Source organism: Actinophytocola sp. KF-1 (assembly GCF_054661535.1).
In genome coordinates this window covers 61,670-78,193 of record NZ_BAAFVK010000018.1, presented here as the reverse complement: position 1 = coordinate 78,193, position 16,524 = coordinate 61,670, and the positions used below count along the sequence as shown (strand labels likewise).

The 16,524-nt window shown below is 72.8% G+C and carries 14 protein-coding genes; 7 read left to right on the top strand and 7 right to left on the bottom strand.

Features of this window, described 5'->3' with window-relative positions; all coding sequences use genetic code 11:
• Positions 1 to 1,611, top strand: coding sequence for a thiamine pyrophosphate-binding protein (locus tag ACYQ77_RS40085; protein ID WP_459721853.1), 1,611 nt, complete (start codon positions 1 to 3; stop codon positions 1,609 to 1,611).
• A gap of 89 nt (positions 1,612 to 1,700) precedes the next feature.
• Positions 1,701 to 5,222, top strand: a complete 3,522-nt coding sequence (locus ACYQ77_RS40080; RefSeq protein WP_459721850.1) for a S8 family serine peptidase — start codon at positions 1,701 to 1,703, stop codon at positions 5,220 to 5,222.
• A gap of 135 nt (positions 5,223 to 5,357) precedes the next feature.
• Here the strand turns inward: ACYQ77_RS40080 and ACYQ77_RS40075 are convergent, their stop codons facing one another.
• A complete protein-coding gene (locus ACYQ77_RS40075; RefSeq protein WP_459721847.1) occupies positions 5,358 to 6,329 on the bottom strand; it encodes a helix-turn-helix domain-containing protein in 972 nt (323 codons plus the stop codon).
• Positions 6,330 to 6,404: 75 nt separating this feature from the next.
• Here ACYQ77_RS40075 and ACYQ77_RS40070 point away from each other — a divergent pair, with 75 nt between their 5' ends.
• Positions 6,405 to 6,818, top strand: coding sequence for a DUF4383 domain-containing protein (locus ACYQ77_RS40070; RefSeq protein ID WP_459721845.1), 414 nt, complete (start codon positions 6,405 to 6,407; stop codon positions 6,816 to 6,818).
• A 1-nt stretch (position 6,819) separates the two neighbouring features.
• Here ACYQ77_RS40070 and ACYQ77_RS40065 read toward each other — a convergent pair whose 3' ends face one another.
• The 3 genes from ACYQ77_RS40065 to ACYQ77_RS40055 form a co-directional block, all read right to left on the bottom strand.
• Positions 6,820 to 7,758 carry a DNA polymerase domain-containing protein gene (locus ACYQ77_RS40065; protein ID WP_459721842.1) on the bottom strand — a complete coding sequence of 313 codons (939 nt, stop codon included), beginning with the start codon at positions 7,756 to 7,758 and terminating at the stop codon, positions 6,820 to 6,822.
• A gap of 18 nt (positions 7,759 to 7,776) precedes the next feature.
• The gene (locus tag ACYQ77_RS40060) at positions 7,777 to 9,003 is read right to left on the bottom strand and encodes an Nramp family divalent metal transporter (RefSeq protein WP_459721839.1); all 1,227 of its coding nucleotides are present in this window, start codon (positions 9,001 to 9,003) and stop codon (positions 7,777 to 7,779) included.
• Between the two features lie 118 nt (positions 9,004 to 9,121).
• Positions 9,122 to 9,985: a manganese catalase gene (locus tag ACYQ77_RS40055; RefSeq protein ID WP_459721836.1), complete on the bottom strand. Its 864-nt coding sequence runs from the start codon at positions 9,983 to 9,985 to the stop codon at positions 9,122 to 9,124.
• A 192-nt stretch (positions 9,986 to 10,177) separates the two neighbouring features.
• Between ACYQ77_RS40055 and ACYQ77_RS40050 the strand changes: the two genes are divergently transcribed.
• Positions 10,178 to 10,885, top strand: a complete 708-nt coding sequence (locus ACYQ77_RS40050; RefSeq protein ID WP_459721833.1) for an AfsR/SARP family transcriptional regulator — start codon at positions 10,178 to 10,180, stop codon at positions 10,883 to 10,885.
• 60 nt (positions 10,886 to 10,945) lie between these two features.
• Positions 10,946 to 11,359: a hypothetical protein gene (locus ACYQ77_RS40045; RefSeq protein ID WP_459721830.1), complete on the top strand. Its 414-nt coding sequence runs from the start codon at positions 10,946 to 10,948 to the stop codon at positions 11,357 to 11,359.
• Between the two features lie 56 nt (positions 11,360 to 11,415).
• Here ACYQ77_RS40045 and ACYQ77_RS40040 read toward each other — a convergent pair whose 3' ends face one another.
• The gene (locus ACYQ77_RS40040) at positions 11,416 to 11,853 is read right to left on the bottom strand and encodes a DUF4383 domain-containing protein (protein WP_459721827.1); all 438 of its coding nucleotides are present in this window, start codon (positions 11,851 to 11,853) and stop codon (positions 11,416 to 11,418) included.
• Between the two features lie 84 nt (positions 11,854 to 11,937).
• On the opposite strand from ACYQ77_RS40040, the gene ACYQ77_RS40035 reads away from it, so the two are divergent.
• Positions 11,938 to 12,420 (top strand): hypothetical protein, encoded by a 483-nt coding sequence (locus ACYQ77_RS40035; RefSeq protein WP_459721824.1) that lies wholly within the window; start codon positions 11,938 to 11,940, stop codon positions 12,418 to 12,420.
• Positions 12,421 to 12,468: 48 nt separating this feature from the next.
• Here ACYQ77_RS40035 and ACYQ77_RS40030 read toward each other — a convergent pair whose 3' ends face one another.
• A complete protein-coding gene (locus ACYQ77_RS40030) occupies positions 12,469 to 12,864 on the bottom strand; it encodes a hypothetical protein (protein WP_459721823.1) in 396 nt (131 codons plus the stop codon).
• Between the two features lie 101 nt (positions 12,865 to 12,965).
• On the opposite strand from ACYQ77_RS40030, the gene ACYQ77_RS40025 reads away from it, so the two are divergent.
• A complete protein-coding gene (locus tag ACYQ77_RS40025) occupies positions 12,966 to 13,991 on the top strand; it encodes an alpha/beta hydrolase (protein ID WP_459721821.1) in 1,026 nt (341 codons plus the stop codon).
• A gap of 580 nt (positions 13,992 to 14,571) precedes the next feature.
• On the opposite strand, the gene ACYQ77_RS40020 is transcribed toward ACYQ77_RS40025, so the two are convergent.
• Positions 14,572 to 16,512 carry a Xaa-Pro dipeptidyl-peptidase gene (locus ACYQ77_RS40020; protein ID WP_459721819.1) on the bottom strand — a complete coding sequence of 647 codons (1,941 nt, stop codon included), beginning with the start codon at positions 16,510 to 16,512 and terminating at the stop codon, positions 14,572 to 14,574.
• Between the last annotated feature and the right edge of the window lie 12 nt (positions 16,513 to 16,524).

The window sequence follows — 16,524 nt, the reverse complement described above, 5'->3', positions numbered from 1 at the left end:
ATGTCGACACTGACCACGACCGCGGAGCTGGTCGGTTCGACGCTCGCCGGGCTCGGGGTCGCGCACGCGTTCGGGGTGGTCGGCAGCGGCAACTTCGTGGTCACGAACGCGCTGGTGGCGGGCGGTGTGCCGTACGTGGCGGCCCGCCACGAGTGCGGCGCGACGGTGATGGCCGACGCGTACGCCCGGATGAGCGACCGGCTGCCGGTGGTCTCGCTGCACCAGGGGTGCGGGCTGACCAACGCGCTGACCGGCATCACCGAGGCCGCGAAGAGCCGCACGCCGCTGCTCGTGCTGACCGCCGACACGGCCGGTGCCGCGGTGACCGCGAACTTCCGCATCGACCAGGACGCGGCGATCACGGCGGTGGGCGCGGTGTCCGAGCGGGTCCACTCGCCGGCCTCCGCGGTGGCGGACACCGTGCGCGCATACCGGAGGGCGGTGCACGAGCGGCGGACCGTGGTGCTGAACCTGCCGCTCGACGTGCAGGCCGCGCCCGCGGTGCCCGCGCCCGTGGTGGTGCCTCCGGTGCCGCCGCCGGTCCGGCCCCACGCCGACGGGGTCGCCGCACTCGCCGACGCGTTGCGGTCCGCGCGGCGGCCGGTGTTCGTGGCGGGCCGGGGTGCCCGGCACGCGGCCGGGGAACTGCGTGCGCTGGCCGGCGCCACGGGTGCGCTGCTGGCCACGTCGGCGGTGGCACACGGGTTGTTCGCGGGCGACCCGTGGTCGCTCGGGATCTCCGGTGGGTTCGCCGCGGACCGGGCGGCAGCGCTGATCGCGGACGCGGACCTGGTCGTCGGCTGGGGCTGCGCGCTCAACAGGTGGACGACCAAGCACGGCACGCTGCTCGGCGCGACCGTCGCGCAGGTCGACCTGGACCCGGCGGCGTTCGGCGCCCACACCCGCGCCGACCTCGGCGTGGTCGGTGACGTCGGCGAGACCGCGCGGGACGTGCTCGCCGCGCTCGACGGGTACACACAGGACGGTTACCGCACCGCACCCGTCGGCGACGTCCGCAGGCACCCGCCGGGCGACGCGTCCACAGCGGACCGCATCGACCCGCACGTGCTGAGCGCGCGGCTCGACGAGCTGCTGCCCGCCGAGCGGGTGGTGTCCGTGGACTCCGGGAACTTCATGGGCTACCCGAGCGCGTACCTGTCGGTGCCGGACGAGTTCGGGTTCTGCTTCACGCAGGCGTTCCAGTCGATCGGCCTCGGCCTCGCCACCGCGGTCGGCGCCGCGCTGGCCCGCCCGGACCGGCTGTCCGTCGCGGCACTGGGCGACGGCGGGTTCCTCATGGGGGTCGCGGAGCTGGAAACCGTGCCGCGACTGGGCATCCCGATGGTCGCGGTGGTGTACGACGACGCCGCGTACGGCGCGGAGATCCACCACTTCGGGGCGGACGCGGACCTGTCGACGGTGACGTTCCCGGACACCGACCTCGCCGCGATCGCCACCGGTTTCGGGTGGACGGGCCGGACCGTCCGCACGGTCGCCGACCTCGACGGCGTGACCAGCTGGCTCGACGGCCCCCGCGACCGCCCGCTGCTGATCGACGCGAAGATCACCGACGACGGTGGCTCGTGGTGGCTGGCGGAGGCGTTCCGCTGAGCGCCTGGCTTGTCCGAGTTGCGACATGTCGCAGCTTGGCCAGCCCGCGCTGCTGACAACGGGCGGGTAAGGGCACGAGCCTACGGGGCATGCAGTGGAGATCCCGTGCACTCACCGTTGTCGCAGGCACCGCCGTCGTACTGGCGACCGTGTCCGTGCCCACCGCGGCCGCGGCACCCGCTCCCGCGCCGGACGCGCGGGGCGCCGCCGTCTCCGTCACGCTCGTCACCGGCGACGTCGTGCACCTCGAACGGCTGCCCGGCGGCAGGCAGGCCGCCACCGTCGAACCCGGGCCCGGCCGCGACCACGTCACGTTCACCCAGCACGAGGTGGACGGGCGGCTGTCCGTGCTGCCCGCCGACGTCATGCCCCAGCTCGGCGAGCGCCTGGACCCCGCGCTCTTCGACGTGACCGGGCTGGTCGAGCAGGGCTTCACCGGCACGCTGCCGGTGATCGTCACCTACGCCGACCGCGCCACGCGCAAGGCGCCGGGCCTCGACCTCGCCAGCATCAACGGCCGCGCCACCCGCGCGACGCCGTCCGTGCTGGCCGACAAGGCGGTCGAGCACATCGACCTGGACCGCCGGATCGAGGTGGACCTCGAGCACAGCGTGCCGCAGATCGGCGCGCCCACGGCGTGGGCGGCGGGCTTCGACGGCACCGGCACGACCGTCGCCGTCCTCGACACCGGTGTCGACGCCACCCACCCGGACCTCGCGGGCGTGGTCACCGAGGCCGAGAACTTCACCGACAGCCCCGACACGACCGACCACTTCGGACACGGCACGCACGTGGCCGCGACCGTCGCGGGCACCGGCGCGGCGTCGGACGGGCGGCGCAAGGGCGTGGCGCCCGGCGCGGACGTCATCGTCGGCAAGGTGCTCGGCGACGACGGCTACGGCATGGAGTCGTGGGTGCTCGCCGGCATGGAGTGGGCGGCGCGGTCCGGCGCGGACGTGGTCAACATGAGCCTCGGCGGCGACCCGACCGACGGCAGCGACCCGCTCAGCCAGGCCGTCGACGCGCTGACCGCCGAGACCGGGACGCTGTTCGTGGTGTCCGCGGGCAACTCCGGCGAGAACGGCGCGAGCACGATCGGTTCGCCGGGCAGTGCCTCCGGCGCGCTCACCGTCGGCGCCGTGGACCGGGACGAGGCGCTGGCGCCGTTCTCCAGCCGCGGCCCGCGCCTCGGCGACCTGGCCGTGAAGCCGGACATCACCGCGCCGGGCGTGGACATCGTCGCCGCCCGTGCCGCGGGCACCGCCATGGGCACGCCGGTCGACGACCACTACACGGCCGCGTCCGGCACCTCCATGGCCGCGCCGCACGTGGCGGGCGCCGCCGCGATCCTCGCGCAGCGCCACCCCGAGTGGACCGGGCCGCAGCTGAAGGACGCGCTCGTCAGCACCGCGGTCGGCGACCCGGCCCGGTCGGTGTACGAGCACGGCGGCGGCCGGGTCGCGGTGGACCGCGCGGTCGCACAGGGCGTGTACGCGTCGAGCACGGTGGACTTCGGCGAGCTGACCGAGCCGGTCACGCACGACGTCACCTACGTCAACACCACTGACGCGCCGGTGACGCTCGCGCTGTCGACGACCGCGCCGGTCCAGCTGGGACAGTCCAGTGTGGAGGTCCCGGCGCACGGCAGCGCGTCCGTCGCGGTGACCGCCGACCCGGCGCGGGTCGAGCCGGGAGCGCACGGCGGGCTGCTGACCGCCACGTCCGGTGACGTCAGCGTGCGCACCACCGTCGGCGTCGTCGAGACCGCGCCGACGCACGAGGTCACGTTCCGCGCGCAGGGCCGCGACGGGCAGGAGCTGTTCACCGAGTACGTCGCGGTGTTCGGCGCGGACCAGCGGCAGGACGTGGTGAGCTGGATCCCGTCGGGCGGCTCGCTGACCGTCGACGTGCCGGAGGGCGTGAACTACCTGGCGGCGCTGCTGTCCTCGCCGGACGGGGACGTCGCGTACCAGGTCATCGACCCGGCGTTCGAGGTCACCGGCGACCGGGAGTACGTGCTGGACGCGCGCAAGACCACGCGGGTGCGGGTCGAGACGCCGCGACGCGCGACGCAGCAGGGCATCTTCAGCTTCTACGCGCACCGCGAGTTCGGGCAGCGGAACATCAGCAACTACGCGATGAAGTTCCCCGACACGCGGGAGCTGTGGGTGACCCCGACGGTCACCGCGCCGTCCGGCGTGTTCGAGTTCGGTGCCCGGTGGAGCATGACCGCGCCGCCGCTGTGGGCCGACACGTCCACTGTGGACTTCGAGCCGCGGTACATCGGCGACTCACCGAAGCTGACCGGGCGGCGCACGCTCGACATCGTGCCCGCGGGCGACTTCGGGCCGGAGGTGCGCGGCAAGGTGGTGCTCGTGCCGCCGTCGTACGACCACGACTACGTGGCGATCGCGGACGCGGCGAAGAAGGCGGGCGCGGTGCTGGCGCTGCTGACGTTGCCGACGTACGGCGTCACCGCGACCTCGGCCGCGGACGCCGGGCTCGCGGCGCCGGTCGCGACGGTCCGGCCCGCCGAGGGCGCGGCGCTGGCGGCGGCGATCGCCCGCGGCCGGGTGCGGGTCACGCTCACGGCCACCGTGGACAGCCCGTACCTGTACGACGTCATGCAGGTGGAGCGGGACCGGGTGCCGCGCGAGGTGGTGCACCGGGTGTCGGACCGCAACTCGGCGACCGTGCGCGCCGGGTACCACGAGTCGGGTGGCGAGCGGTACGCGAAGGAGCAGCGGTTCGCGTGGCGGCCGTGGCAGACCACCGCGATCAACCAGTACCAGCGGGTGATGCCGACCGGGGTGACCAGGACGGAGACGGTGACCGCGGGCGCGACGACGTGGCAGCACCGCGTGCGGCACTTCCGCAGCTGGGAGAGCATGCAGCCGCTGGCGGAGGGCCTGGTGGACACGCCCCGCACGTTCCGCGCCGGGGAGCGGGTCACCGAGTCGTGGTACGGGCCGGTCGTGCGGCCCGCGATCCCGCGCGGCGGCCCGGAGTCCACACGGGACGGTGACGTGCTGTCCGCGTACGTCCCGGAGTTCGTGGACGCGGCCGGCCACCAGGGGTACCTCGAGGGCGCCCTCGGCGACGAGCCGGACACGGCGTCCGCGCGCCTCTACCGCGACGGTGCGCTGCTCGCGGCGGCGCCGTACGCGTGGGGCACGTTCCCGGTGCCCGCCGGTGAGGCGACGTACCGGCTGGAGCTGTCGACGGGCCGGTCCGGCGCCGAGTGGCAGTACGCGACCACGACGGAGACGGCGTGGACGTTCCGGTCCGGCCACACCGAGCACGCGCTGCTGCCGTTGCTGCAGGTCGACTACGCGGTGGACACCGACCTGACGAACCAGGCGGGCAGGACCACGAGGCTGGGCCTGGAGTTCCGCCACCAGGACGGCCTGGCGGCCCCGCGCATGCGCGCGGTGGAGGCGTGGCTGTCCTACAACGACGGCACGTCGTGGACCAAGGTCCCCCTGGACCGCCACCACCGAGCCACGGTCCACCACCCCCGCGGCGCGACCCACGTGACACTGAAGGTGGCAGCCACCGACACGGCAGGCAACAAGATCGAACAAACAATCACAAGAGCCTACGGCCTCTAACCCCGCGAGTCTCGCTCTCGCGCACACCGAGTTGTCGGTTTCGTGCACACGCCGGCGTGATCGGCCTGCACGAAACCGACAACTCGGTATGCCTGCGAGCGAGACTCGCGATGTTTGGGAGCGTGACTCGCGGGGTTACGGGGTCAGCCAGTTGAGTTTGCTTGCTTGCCAGGCCAGTTGCATGCGGGTGTCGGCGTGTACGCGGCGCATCAGGTCCTGGATGCGGCGTTGCACGGTGCGCTGGCTGACCTTCAGCTGGGTGGCGACCGCTTTGTCGGTGACACCCGCGACCAGCAGTGCCAGCAGTTGCCGTTCGTCCTCGGCGAGGCGGCCGGTGGCGTCGTCGTCGAACACCAGGGGCGAGCCGCGTTCCCAGTAGGACTCGAACAGCGCGATCAGCGCGGCCAGCAGGCTCGAGTCGTGCACCAGTGCCGCGGTCGGCTCGTCGCCGTTCTCGGTGTGCTGGACCAGCGGGCACAGCGCGACGACGCCGTCGGCGATCATGAGCCGGATCGGCAGGTGCGACGTGGCGCGCGCGATCTCGCCGTGCCGGACGCCACGCTCGATGTCGGCGATCATGCCGGGTTCCTCGACGAGCGCGGTCTCGTACAGCACCCGGACCTCGACGCCGCGGGCGAGCGCGTCGAACTCCTCGGTGTTGTCCGCCGACGGCATCGCGACGTGCCCGGCGCGGCAGAACCACCGCAGGTCGCGGCGGGCCGTGAGCTGCAGGTTCATCACCTGCTGCCGGATCGCGGCCGCGCCGGTGATCACCTCGACGAGCCGCGCGGAGTCCCGCCGCCGCGCCGTGTCCCGGTACTGCTCGACCAGCTCGGCGACGCTGCCGCGGGCGGCCTCGAGCGCCTCCTGGCCACGCAGCAGCAGCGGCCCGAACGCGGCGTCCGGCGGCACCGGCGTGTACTCGGGCCGGTCCGGGGCGGCCTTGCTGAGCAGGCCCAGGTCGTGCAGGGAGCTGAGCACCGCCGCGACGGCCGCCGTGCCGAGTCCCGTCCGCTCCGCCACCACCTCGGGCCGGGCCCGGTGCATGCCCAGCACCGCCCGGTAGACCCGCTCCTGGTCACCCGTCAACCCGATGGCTTCCAACATCACCGGATTCAAACACGCACCGTGTTTCCGGGCCGGTCCGGCCGGGCATTCCAGGGCATCGTGGAGGTGAGGACCGTGACCGAGACCGTCCGGAAGACCGCGAGCCCGGCCAGGACGATCGTCCTGGTGCTCGGGGTGGTGTACCTGGCACTCGCCGTGATCGGGCTCGCCGTCGTCGGCTGGGGCAGCATCCGCGAGGCCGAGAACGCACGACTACTCGGCGTGTTCGGCGTGAGCAGGCTGCTGATCATCGCGCACGGCGCACTGGGCGTGATCGCCGTCGTGGCGGCGCTGCGCCGGGGCGCGAGCGCCTTCGCCGCGGTCGCGACGATCGTGTTCGTCGCGATGTCCGCGTTCGGCGTCGTCGCCAACGTCATCGGCGACGCGGGCGACCCGCTGCACATGACGTGGTGGAACGTCGGCCTGTACGTGCTGTCCGCCGTGGCGTGCGTGCTCGCCTACACCCTGAACGCCAGGGCGCGCCGCTGACCTACAGCTCGGGCAGCTCCTGCCGCATCCCGACGAGCGGGGCGAGCGGGTCGCCCTTGTCCCGCAGCCGGTCCGGCACGGTGCGCACGGTCCACCGGTCCGGCCGCAGCCCCGGCTCGTCCAGCTCGTCCCACGTGATCGGCACCGAGACCGGTGCGTGCGGCATCGGGCGGATGCTGAACGGCGCCACGAGCGTCTTGTTGATCGCGTTCTGGGTGTAGTCGAGGCGCGCGAGGCCGCGGCGGCGGTCGCGGTACCACTGCCAGCTCACCAGCTCCGGCCGGATCCGCCCGACCACCCGCGACACCTTCTCCACCCACGACCGGGTGTCGTCGAAGGAGTACCCCTCCCGCACCGGGATCCAGATCTGCACGCCGCGCTTCCCCGTCACCTTCGGCATCCCGGCCACGCCGAGGTGCTCCAGCGCGGTGCGGAACAGCCTGGCCAGGTCGAGGATGTCGGCGAACGTCGTCGTGTCACCGGGGTCGATGTCGACCAGCGCCCACGTCGGCTGCCGCACGTCCGGCAGCCGCGACGTCCACGGGTGCAGCTCGATGCCCGCGAAGTTCGCCATCCACACCAGGGCGGGCACGCTGTCGAGCACGGCGTAGCACTGCGTCTCGTCCTCGTCGGCCTCGGTGTTGTGCCACCGCGTCAGCCAGGCCGGCGCGTGGTCGGGCACCTCCTTGTGCCAGAACCCGGGCTTGCCGACGCCGTCGGGGTACCGGTTGGCGTTCACCGGGCGGTTCCGCAGGTACGGCAGCAGCCACGGCCCCACCTCGGCGTAGTACCGGATCACGTCGCGTTTGGTGAGCGGCGGCGGCCCGGGGAACAGGACCTTGTCGAGGTTCGTCACGTGCACCCGCCGGTCGCCGACGCACCACCACCCCGCCCGGTCCAGGTCGTCGAGCGAGGTGCTGGTGCGTTCCGCGACTCTCATGGCCGGGGGGTACCCCGCTCAGGCGAGGAAAGTCCTGACCAGCAGGAACACGTTCAGCGCCGACACGATCGCGGCGATGGTGACGCCCGCGGCCGTGGTGGGCGGCCGGTTGGCGAACGTGCCCATGACGTCGCGGCGGCGGGTCAGCCACACCAGCGGCACCAGCGCGAACGGGATGCCGAACGACAGGACCACCTGGCTGAGCACCAGCGCCTGCGTGGGGTCCACCCCGGACGCGAGGACCAGCAGCGCGGGCGCCATGGTCACGAGCCTGCGCGCGGCGAGCGGGATCCGCCTGCGCAGGAACCCGTCCATCACGACCTGGCCCGAGTACGTCCCGACGCTGGACGCGGCGAGCCCGGACGCGAGCAGCGCCAGCGCGAACGCCAGCGCCGCGCCGGACCCCAGCGTCATGCCGAGCCCGCCGTGCATGTCGGTGAGCGACGCGGCGGGCAGGCCCGTGCCGTGCAACGCGCCGGCGGCCACCACCAGCATGCTGATGTTGACCAGCCCGGCGACGCCGAGCGCGATGCCGATGTCCCAGCGCGTGGTCCGCAGCGCACCGCGCACGGCCGCCGGTTCCTGCCGCTTGTTCAGCGCGGAGTGCAGGTAGATCACGTGCGGCATCACGGTCGCGCCCAGCATGCCTGCCGCGAGCAGCACGCTGTCCGCGCCCGCGAACCCGGGCACGAGCCCGGCGCCCGCGCCGGTGACCGGGCCGAGCCGCAGCACCTGGTAGAGGAACCCGGCGAGGACCACGGCCAGCAGGCCGATGATCACCGTCTCGAACCGCCTGCGGCCCGCGGGCTGCAGCACGAGGATCGCGAACGACACGAACGCGGTGATGCCGGCGGCGGGCAGCAGCGCGATGCCGAACAGCAGGTTGAGCGCGACCGCGGCGCCGACGAACTCGGCGAGGTCGGTCGCCATGGTGACGAGCTCGGCCTGCGCCCACAGCAGCCCGGTCACCGGTCGCGGGCAGTGTTCCCGGCACAGCGCGGGCAGGCTCCGGCCGGTGACGATGCCGAGCTTCGCCGACAGGTACTGCACGAACATCGCCATGAGGCAGGCGCTGACGATCACCCACAGCAGCAGGTAGCCGTACCCGGCGCCGCCCGCCATGTTGGTGGCGAAGTTGCCGGGATCCACGTACGCGACCGCGACGACGAACGCGGGTCCCATGAGCGCCGCGACGGACCGCACCCGGGAGGGCGCGGCCGGGGCGACGGCGACCGAACTGACCATGCGAGCACTCCGTCCGACGTTGGGCGGCGATGCCCTGAAAGCGTCTTTCAGGGCATCGCCGGGAGGGTGAGCGCCCGCCCGTGGCGTGTTGTGGGGCAACACCGGCGGGCGCCCACGATCAGGTGAGCTTCTTGATGGCCTTCTCGATCAGCCCGAGGTTCGCGGGGCTCGTCGCGTACAGCAGCGGGTCCGGTTTCGGCGCGGACGCCTTGCCGCCCAGCGGTTCCGGGTTCCGCACGTAGCTGAACTCGTGCATGCCGTCCGGCGCCGGACCGGACGCCCAGCGGCCCTCCGCGCCCTGGGTGCCGTCGGACAGGTGCCAGATGGTGCCCGCGTGCTCGGCGTGCTCCTCGTCGAACAACGCGCTCGGCGCGACCGCGCTCTCCAGCCCGTCCTCCTGCAGCTCCTCGATCGCGGCGAGCCACATGTTCTGGTGCACGGTGTCGCGGGCGAGGTTGAACTTCAGCATGTCCCGCACACCGGGGTCGTCGGTCATGTGGTACAGCCGGGCGGTCTGCAGCCTGCCCTGCGCCTCGGCGGCGACGTTGGCCCGGAAGTCCGCGAGCAGGTTGCCGCTCGCCACGATGTAGCGGCCGTTCCACGGCACACCGTTGGCGTCGGAGAGGGTCGGCCCGCCACCGGACACGATCGCCTGCTGCGGGTCCATCCCGCCGATGACCGCGGCCATCACCGGGTCCTTGTCGACCATCGCCGCGGTGGTCTCCGCGGGCGCCCCCTCAAGCAGCCGCGCCACCATCGTCGCGAGCATCTCGACGTGGCCGATCTCCTCGGTGGCCACGTCCATGATCAGGTCCTTGTACTTGCCCTCCATCCGGCAGTTCCAGCCCTGGAACAGGTACTGCATGGTCACGGTCATCTCGCCGTAGGCACCGCCGATGAGCTCCTGGAGCTTCCTCGCGTAGTGCGCGTCCGGCTTCTCGGGCTTGGCCTCGAACTGCAGCCGGCTCGTGTGGGTGAACATGACCGGGACGCTAGGTACGAGCAGTGACCGCCCCGCCACGATCGGTCCACGGGTGCGCCACCGGTGCGTCACCGCGCCGTCGCCGCAGCTCTTCGGAACGATTCAAAAAAAGCGGCGGCACGAGTAGTGAACCGGGCGGATCGGGGGAATTCGCTCTGGGCCCCACCGTTCGAGCCGACGCCGGGACAGCCGATGACTTCTCCGCACGCGCACCCGCCCACGATCACCATGCGACTCCTCGACGGGTTCGAGCTGCTGGTCGGGGGTGATCCGGTGCCGGTCGTCCCGGGTGCGCAACGACTCCTCGCCTACCTCGCCCTGCACGAGGGCACCGCGCCGAGGCAGACGGTCGCGGCCGCGCTGTGGCCGCAGGCCTCGGCGCGACGGGCGGCCGCGTGCCTGCGGTCGGCGTTGTGGCGGCTGGTCAAGCCCCCGCACCCGCTGGTGCACGGCGGCCGGGAACGGCTGCGGATCGGCCCGGGGGTGGACGTCGACGTGACGAGGGTCCGGGCGTTCGTCGCGGGGAACGCGCCGCCGAACCCGTTCCCGTCGCTGACCGCGCTGACCGCGGACCTCCTGCCGGGCTGGACGGAGCAGTGGGTGGAGGCGGAACGCGAGTGGTGCAGGCAGGTCTGCCTGCGGGCGCTGGAGATGCTGAGCGAGCGGTTCCGCACGTGCGGCGACCACTACCACGCGCACGAGACGGCCGCGGCGGCGGTGCGCGGCGACCCGTTGCGGGAGAGCGCGCACCGGCGGCTCATCGAACTGCACCTGGCGGACGGCAACCCGGCGGCCGCGCTGCGCCAGTTCACCACCTACCAGGCGCTGCTGCGTGCGGAGCTGGGGGTGTCGCCGTCACCGGAGATCCGCAGGCTGGTGGCCTCGGTGTTCGCCGAATGACGGTTTTCCGGCCGTCGATTCCGGGCACCCGGTGGTCCGACGAGTCGGGAGGAGACGATCATGACCGAGACACCGGCCGATCCGGATCCCGAGGGCCACAACGCCGCCGAGGACCTGGACGAGGACCGGCTGCGGCTCGACCCCCTCGAGGACGGCATGGACCCGCCGGAGCACTGGTCCCCGGTGACGGAGCAGGGGATCACCGAGCGCCAGGAGCGGGAGGGCAGACCGCTCGACGAGCGGCTGCGCGAGGAGCGCCCGGACACCGCCGTGCCCCGCGAGGAGCCGCGCGACGCGGTGGACCGGATGGACGCCGAGGGCGAGCTGGAGGGCCGTCCGACCGACGACGGCGAGGTCGCGTTCGCGCGTGACTTCGACCAGCCGTCCGAGGAGGCCCGCCGTGGGCAGACCGCGGACGAGGGCGCCGGTTCGGTGGCACGCGAGTTGCGCACGCCGCGCGACCGCGCGCGGTAGTGCACGACGGGAAGGGGCCGGGACCGCGTGGTCCCGGCCCCTTCCCGTGGTGGCGGTCAGCGGGCGACCGCACGCCTGCCGCGGAGGGCGAGGCCGAGGCCGATCATGAGGACGGCCAGGCCGAAGTGCAGCCAGTTGTCCGCCGTGTTGACCGGCACGAAGTTCGCCGCGCTGCTCTGGTCGATGATCAGGCCGTAGAGCCACAGCACCGCGTAGACCGCGCCACCCCAGATCAGGAACGCCGTGGCGCCCGAGACCGTGCGGGCGAGCGCCAGGCCGACGATGCCGAACAGAAGGTGGACGATGTTGTGGAGTATCGAGACGTGGAAGACGCCGAGGAGCATCGCGGTCGACTCGTGGCCCGCGAACGTCATCCCGTCGTAGTCGGTGGTCAGGCCGGGGATGAACCCCGCGATCCCGACCACGAGGAACACCGCCGCGACGACCATGGCCGCCACCTGGACCGGATGCCTCGTGTGCACCGAACTGGTCATGCTTCATCCCTCCCAACGCCGGAACCGGCTGTGCGGCCCGGATACCCTCGTTTCGGGGGCCGAACCTGGGTGAATACCCCCGGCATGGACGAATTTCTCCGCATCTACTTGCGCGACCAGCTGGCGATGGGCATCGGCTGGCGGGAGCTGGCGCGGCGCGCGGCACGCAGCAACAAGGGCACCGAACTGGGCGATGCGCTCGACCGGGTGGCGAAGGCCATCGCGGCCGACGTCGACACCTTCCGCGAGATCATGCGGCGGCTGCGGGTCACGCCGGACCCGGTGAAGAACACCGCCGCGATGGCGGCCGAGCGCGTCGGCAGGCTCAAGCCGAACGGCAAGCTGCGGGGTTACTCCCCGCTGAGCCGCTTCGAGGAGCTGGAGCTGCTCACCATGGGCATCGACGGCAAGAAGCAGATGTGGCACACCCTGGGCGATGTCGCGGGCCTCCGCGCCCGCATCACCGACATCGACTTCGACCGGCTGGTGGCCCGCGCGGAGGAGCAGCGCGCGGAGTTGGAGCCGTACCGCGTCGCCGCGGGCACGGAGGCGTTCGCGACCGCCTGACCTCGCGGGTCCACCTCAGTGTGCGGTCGCGGCGGCCACCCTGGTCACTCAGGTGCGGTACGCGTCCGGCCCGTGCGGCGCGGCCACCACGCGGACGTCGGCCTGCTCGACCTCGACGTGCTCGCCCAGCCGGGTCAGGAGGTCGGCGTCGCGGCCGGCGGTGACCCCTTCGCGGCCCGCGAAGTCCGGCCCGTGCGGCACGACGAGCCCGGTGACGTCGACGCGTTCGCCGGGCTGCACCGGCATCGCGGAGCGGCCGGGCAGCCGGAGCTTCACCCAGATGCGCTCGTCGCGGTGGCCGATCGCCCAGAACCCGGTGTCGGCGGGCACGGAGTCGACGGTGAGACCGCGCAGGACGACGCGCTCCGGCGTGGCAGCGTCGTGCGCCTCGTGGGTGCCGCACCCCACGGCCAGCAGGGCGACCACGACCACGAGCAAACGCATGGCGCAACGGTTCCCGGTGCTGGCACGGCCCGCCACCGGAGCCACCGGATCGGGTGGAATATCGCTCGGCACGGAGGGGACCGCTGCTCTACCCTCCGGCCATGCTGCCCTGGTCCGCATCCCTGTCCGGCCGTATCGAGCACCACGTGGTCCACAGTGAACTGCTGCGTGGCAACCCACTGGGTGACCCGCACGAGCGACCGGTGTACGTGTACCTGCCACCCGGCTACGACGAGTCGGACCGCCGGTACCCGGTGGTGTACGTGATCCAGGGCTACACCGGCCACGTGGCGATGTGGTTCAACCGCATGCCGTTCCGCCGCCCGTTCCCCGAACTGGCCGACGACGTGTTCGCGCCGGGCGACACCCCGCCGGCGATCCTGGTGTACGTGGACGCGTGGACGTCCCTCGGCGGGAGCCAGTTCCTGGACTCCCCGGCCACGGGCCGCTACCACTCGTACCTGTGCGACGAGGTCGTCCCGTGGGTCGACGCCCGGTACCGCACCCTCCCGGCCCCCGCACACCGCGCGATAGCGGGCAAGTCGAGCGGCGGCTACGGCGCGATGGTCACCCCGATGCTGAGGCCCGACCTGTTCGGCGCACTGGCCACCCACGCGGGCGACGCCCTGTTCGACGTGTGTTATCCCGGGGACTTCCCCCGGATCGCCCGCATTCTGCGGGATTCCTACGACGGCGACTACCAGAAGTTCTTCGCGGACCGCGCGGAACGCGTACACGGCACCAAGGACACCGACAACGACCTGATCGAGATGTACGGCTACGCGGCGGCGTACTCCGGCAACGAGGACGGCAGCGTGTCCCTGCCGTTCGACGACACGGGGGCACTGGTACCGGACGTGTGGGCCCGGTGGCTGCGCTGGGACCCGGTCCGCATGGCACCGGAGCACGCGGAGGCACTCCGTTCACTCAAGGCGATCTGGATCGACGCGGGCCGCAGCGACGAGTACTACCTGGACCTGGGCGCGACTGCCTTCCGGCGAGCGGTCCAAGCAGCGGCGGTGCCCGACGACCGGGTCCACTTCGAACTCTTCGACGGCCGCCACGGAGCCATCGAGTACCGGTACCCGCTGGCACTGAAGTTCCTCTGCGAACGCATCGCCCCGTAGGGCGAGCACCCTTCCGAGGGGCCGGGCGCTGCGCGCCCGGGCCCGCGATACGGGCCCACCAGCCAAGCCGAGCGCAGCTCACCAAGCGAGGACTGCCTGCCTGCCATCCCGTCGACCTGGCGAAGCCCGATCACACCGTGTCAAGGGGGCCCGAAACCCAAAGCGCCCACATGCCAAAGCCGCCGGGCCCCCTTGACGCGGTCTGATAGCCCTCCGGGAGGTCGACGGGATGGCAGGCAGACCCTGGACACCAGTCCCTGCCAACCCAACCCGAGACCAAACCCCCGCCATCCCGGAGACCAGCCCCTCCGGCGAGGAGGCCCGTCCGGCAGGACGCCCTCCGGCGAGGACGCCCCTCCGGCGAGGAGGCCCGTCCGGCAGGACGCCCTCCGGCGAGGACGCCCGTCCGGCGAGGACAAACCCAGAACGGGGAACACCCACGACGACTACCCCTGCGGCGCAAGCGTTCTCGACCACAGGGCAGCACCAAGCCCACGATCTTCCACGTAGCCTTGCCGCGGGTCAGCCCGGAACGCGCGCCGCCGGCACACCCGGCCGTCGGGCAGCGCCGGTAGTCACGTCAGCCCCGCGGGACCAGGCGGTACTCGCGGTCCTCCGCCACGTACACCCTCGGCGTCGGGACCGTCGGCGGCGCGGTCACGTCGGCGAGCGCGGTCGCGCCGGTCGCGAGCGACACCGGCAGCCCGAGCCTGCTGCGTGACAGGTCGATCCGCACGGTCGCACCGGTCGACGCGGGCAGCGTGTACTCGCTGTCGGACAGCGTCAGCACCAGGCCCAGCACGCGGCCCGCGGGCAGCACGGCGTCGTGTGCGTTCAGGTCGAACGTCACCGTGTACCAGCGGTCCGGCCGCAGCGGCGCCGGCGACGTCAGCGAGTCGCGGTGCGCGGCGTCCACCCAGCCGCGGGTCATGACGGCGGCGTCCGCGGTCACGACGTCCTTGGCGGTGTCGCGGTAGCAGGCGTCGTCGGCCGGGGTCGACCCGCCGTAGCAGGACTCCGTGGTCAGGTCCACGATGCCCTCCTTGCGGCCGAGGTAGTTGATCCGGGTCGCGGTGCCGTAGTCGACGAGCCGTGCGGCGATCCCGGTCGTCGGCCGGTCGACCTGGACCCGCAGCGTGACGGTGGCGGTGCCGCTGATCCGCAGGTCCCTCGGCAGAGGTGCGGACAGGAACACGGCACGGCCCGCGACGGCCGCGTTGGGATTCGCGACCGCGGCCCGCTCCCGCAGCGCCGGGTTGTCCACAATGGACGTGGTGCCGCGGCCCGGCAGCAGGCCGAGCGTGCCGGTGGTGCCGTCGCCCGCGCCGAGCGAGACCGGCAGCCGCACGGCGCCGCGGGCGGGCCACGTGCGCTCGTCGACCCAGACGTCCGGCGCCCGCTCCACGGTCGCCACCGGCTCGCGCATGATGCCGTTGTCCAGGCCCTGCAGCCAGTAGTCGAACCAGCGGTGCAGCGTCTCGACCCACTCGGCGCGGCGGAAGTCGAACGGGTCGACGTGCCCCTCCTGCCCCAGCCAGAGCTTGCGCGGCACGCCCGCGCGGCCGAGCGCGTCCCACCACCGGGCGAAGTGCTTGGTCTCCACGTTCAGGTCGTTGACGCCGTGCGCGATGAACACGCTGGCCTTGACCTTGCGCGCGTCGGGCACGAAGTTCCGCTCGGCCCAGAAGGCGTTGTAGCTGCCGGTGGCGTTGTCCGACCCGGCGAGCAGCGCGTCCCGCACCGGCCGGCACACCTCCTCGGGGCGGCCGTTCACGTACCCGGACAGCCACGCGGGCCCGAAGTCGGCGGTGTAGCGGACGCCGCCGTCGCGGTAGTAGTCGTACCAGCTGGAGATCGCGGAGATGGGCACGATCGTCGCGAGGCCGTCGACGCCGGTGGCGGCGACCCCGTTCGCGACGGAGCCGTCCCACGACTTGCCGATCATGCCGACCTTGCCGGTGCTCCAGGTCGCGCGAGCCGGGGTGCCGTCGGCGTGGGTGCCCTTCGCGCGGCCGTTGAGCCAGTCGATGACTGCCTTGACGCCCTCGATCTCCTCCCGGCCGCCGACGTCGCCGCACCCGGTGGACCGGCTGGTCCCGGCGAAGTCGACGGCGGCGAACGCGTAGCCGCGGGGCACGAAGTAGTTGTCGTAGAACAGGGGGAACTTCGTGACCGTGCCGTCGGCGGCGTACTCCTTGAGCTCGCTCTCGTTGCCGCGGCCGCAGCACCGGTAGTACGGCGAGGCGTCCATGATCACCGGCACCCGCCCGGCCGCCGCTTCCCTGGGCCGCACGAGGTCGACGACGACCCGGTCCGGCGCGCCGTCACCGTCGTTGTCGAGCTTCGTGGTCACCCACACGCTCTCCCGGACGGCGTTCGCGTAGTCGTACACCGGCACGGTCCGCGTGCCCTTGACGTGCGGCGGCGGGGGTGCGGCCGCGGCCGTCGGGGAGATCGCCAGACCGGCGAGACCGATCACCACCGCGACCAGAGCGGCGCGGCGCAGGGAGGGAAAGGCCATGGGCCGCAACCT

What these genes read in the sequence shown, in the direction of transcription:
- ACYQ77_RS40085 (WP_459721853.1), top strand. Translation starts at nt 1, where the DNA reads ATGTCGACACTGACCACGACCGCGGAGCTGGTCGGTTCGACGCTCGCC.
- ACYQ77_RS40080 (WP_459721850.1), top strand. Translation starts at nt 1,701, where the DNA reads ATGCAGTGGAGATCCCGTGCACTCACCGTTGTCGCAGGCACCGCCGTC.
- ACYQ77_RS40075 (WP_459721847.1), bottom strand. Translation starts at nt 6,329, where the DNA reads ATGTTGGAAGCCATCGGGTTGACGGGTGACCAGGAGCGGGTCTACCGG.
- ACYQ77_RS40065 (WP_459721842.1), bottom strand. Translation starts at nt 7,758, where the DNA reads ATGAGAGTCGCGGAACGCACCAGCACCTCGCTCGACGACCTGGACCGG.
- ACYQ77_RS40060 (WP_459721839.1), bottom strand. Translation starts at nt 9,003, where the DNA reads ATGGTCAGTTCGGTCGCCGTCGCCCCGGCCGCGCCCTCCCGGGTGCGG.
- ACYQ77_RS40055 (WP_459721836.1), bottom strand. Translation starts at nt 9,985, where the DNA reads ATGTTCACCCACACGAGCCGGCTGCAGTTCGAGGCCAAGCCCGAGAAG.
- ACYQ77_RS40050 (WP_459721833.1), top strand. Translation starts at nt 10,178, where the DNA reads ATGACTTCTCCGCACGCGCACCCGCCCACGATCACCATGCGACTCCTC.
- ACYQ77_RS40045 (WP_459721830.1), top strand. Translation starts at nt 10,946, where the DNA reads ATGACCGAGACACCGGCCGATCCGGATCCCGAGGGCCACAACGCCGCC.
- ACYQ77_RS40040 (WP_459721827.1), bottom strand. Translation starts at nt 11,853, where the DNA reads ATGACCAGTTCGGTGCACACGAGGCATCCGGTCCAGGTGGCGGCCATG.
- ACYQ77_RS40035 (WP_459721824.1), top strand. Translation starts at nt 11,938, where the DNA reads ATGGACGAATTTCTCCGCATCTACTTGCGCGACCAGCTGGCGATGGGC.
- ACYQ77_RS40030 (WP_459721823.1), bottom strand. Translation starts at nt 12,864, where the DNA reads ATGCGTTTGCTCGTGGTCGTGGTCGCCCTGCTGGCCGTGGGGTGCGGC.
- ACYQ77_RS40025 (WP_459721821.1), top strand. Translation starts at nt 12,966, where the DNA reads ATGCTGCCCTGGTCCGCATCCCTGTCCGGCCGTATCGAGCACCACGTG.
- ACYQ77_RS40020 (WP_459721819.1), bottom strand. Translation starts at nt 16,512, where the DNA reads ATGGCCTTTCCCTCCCTGCGCCGCGCCGCTCTGGTCGCGGTGGTGATC.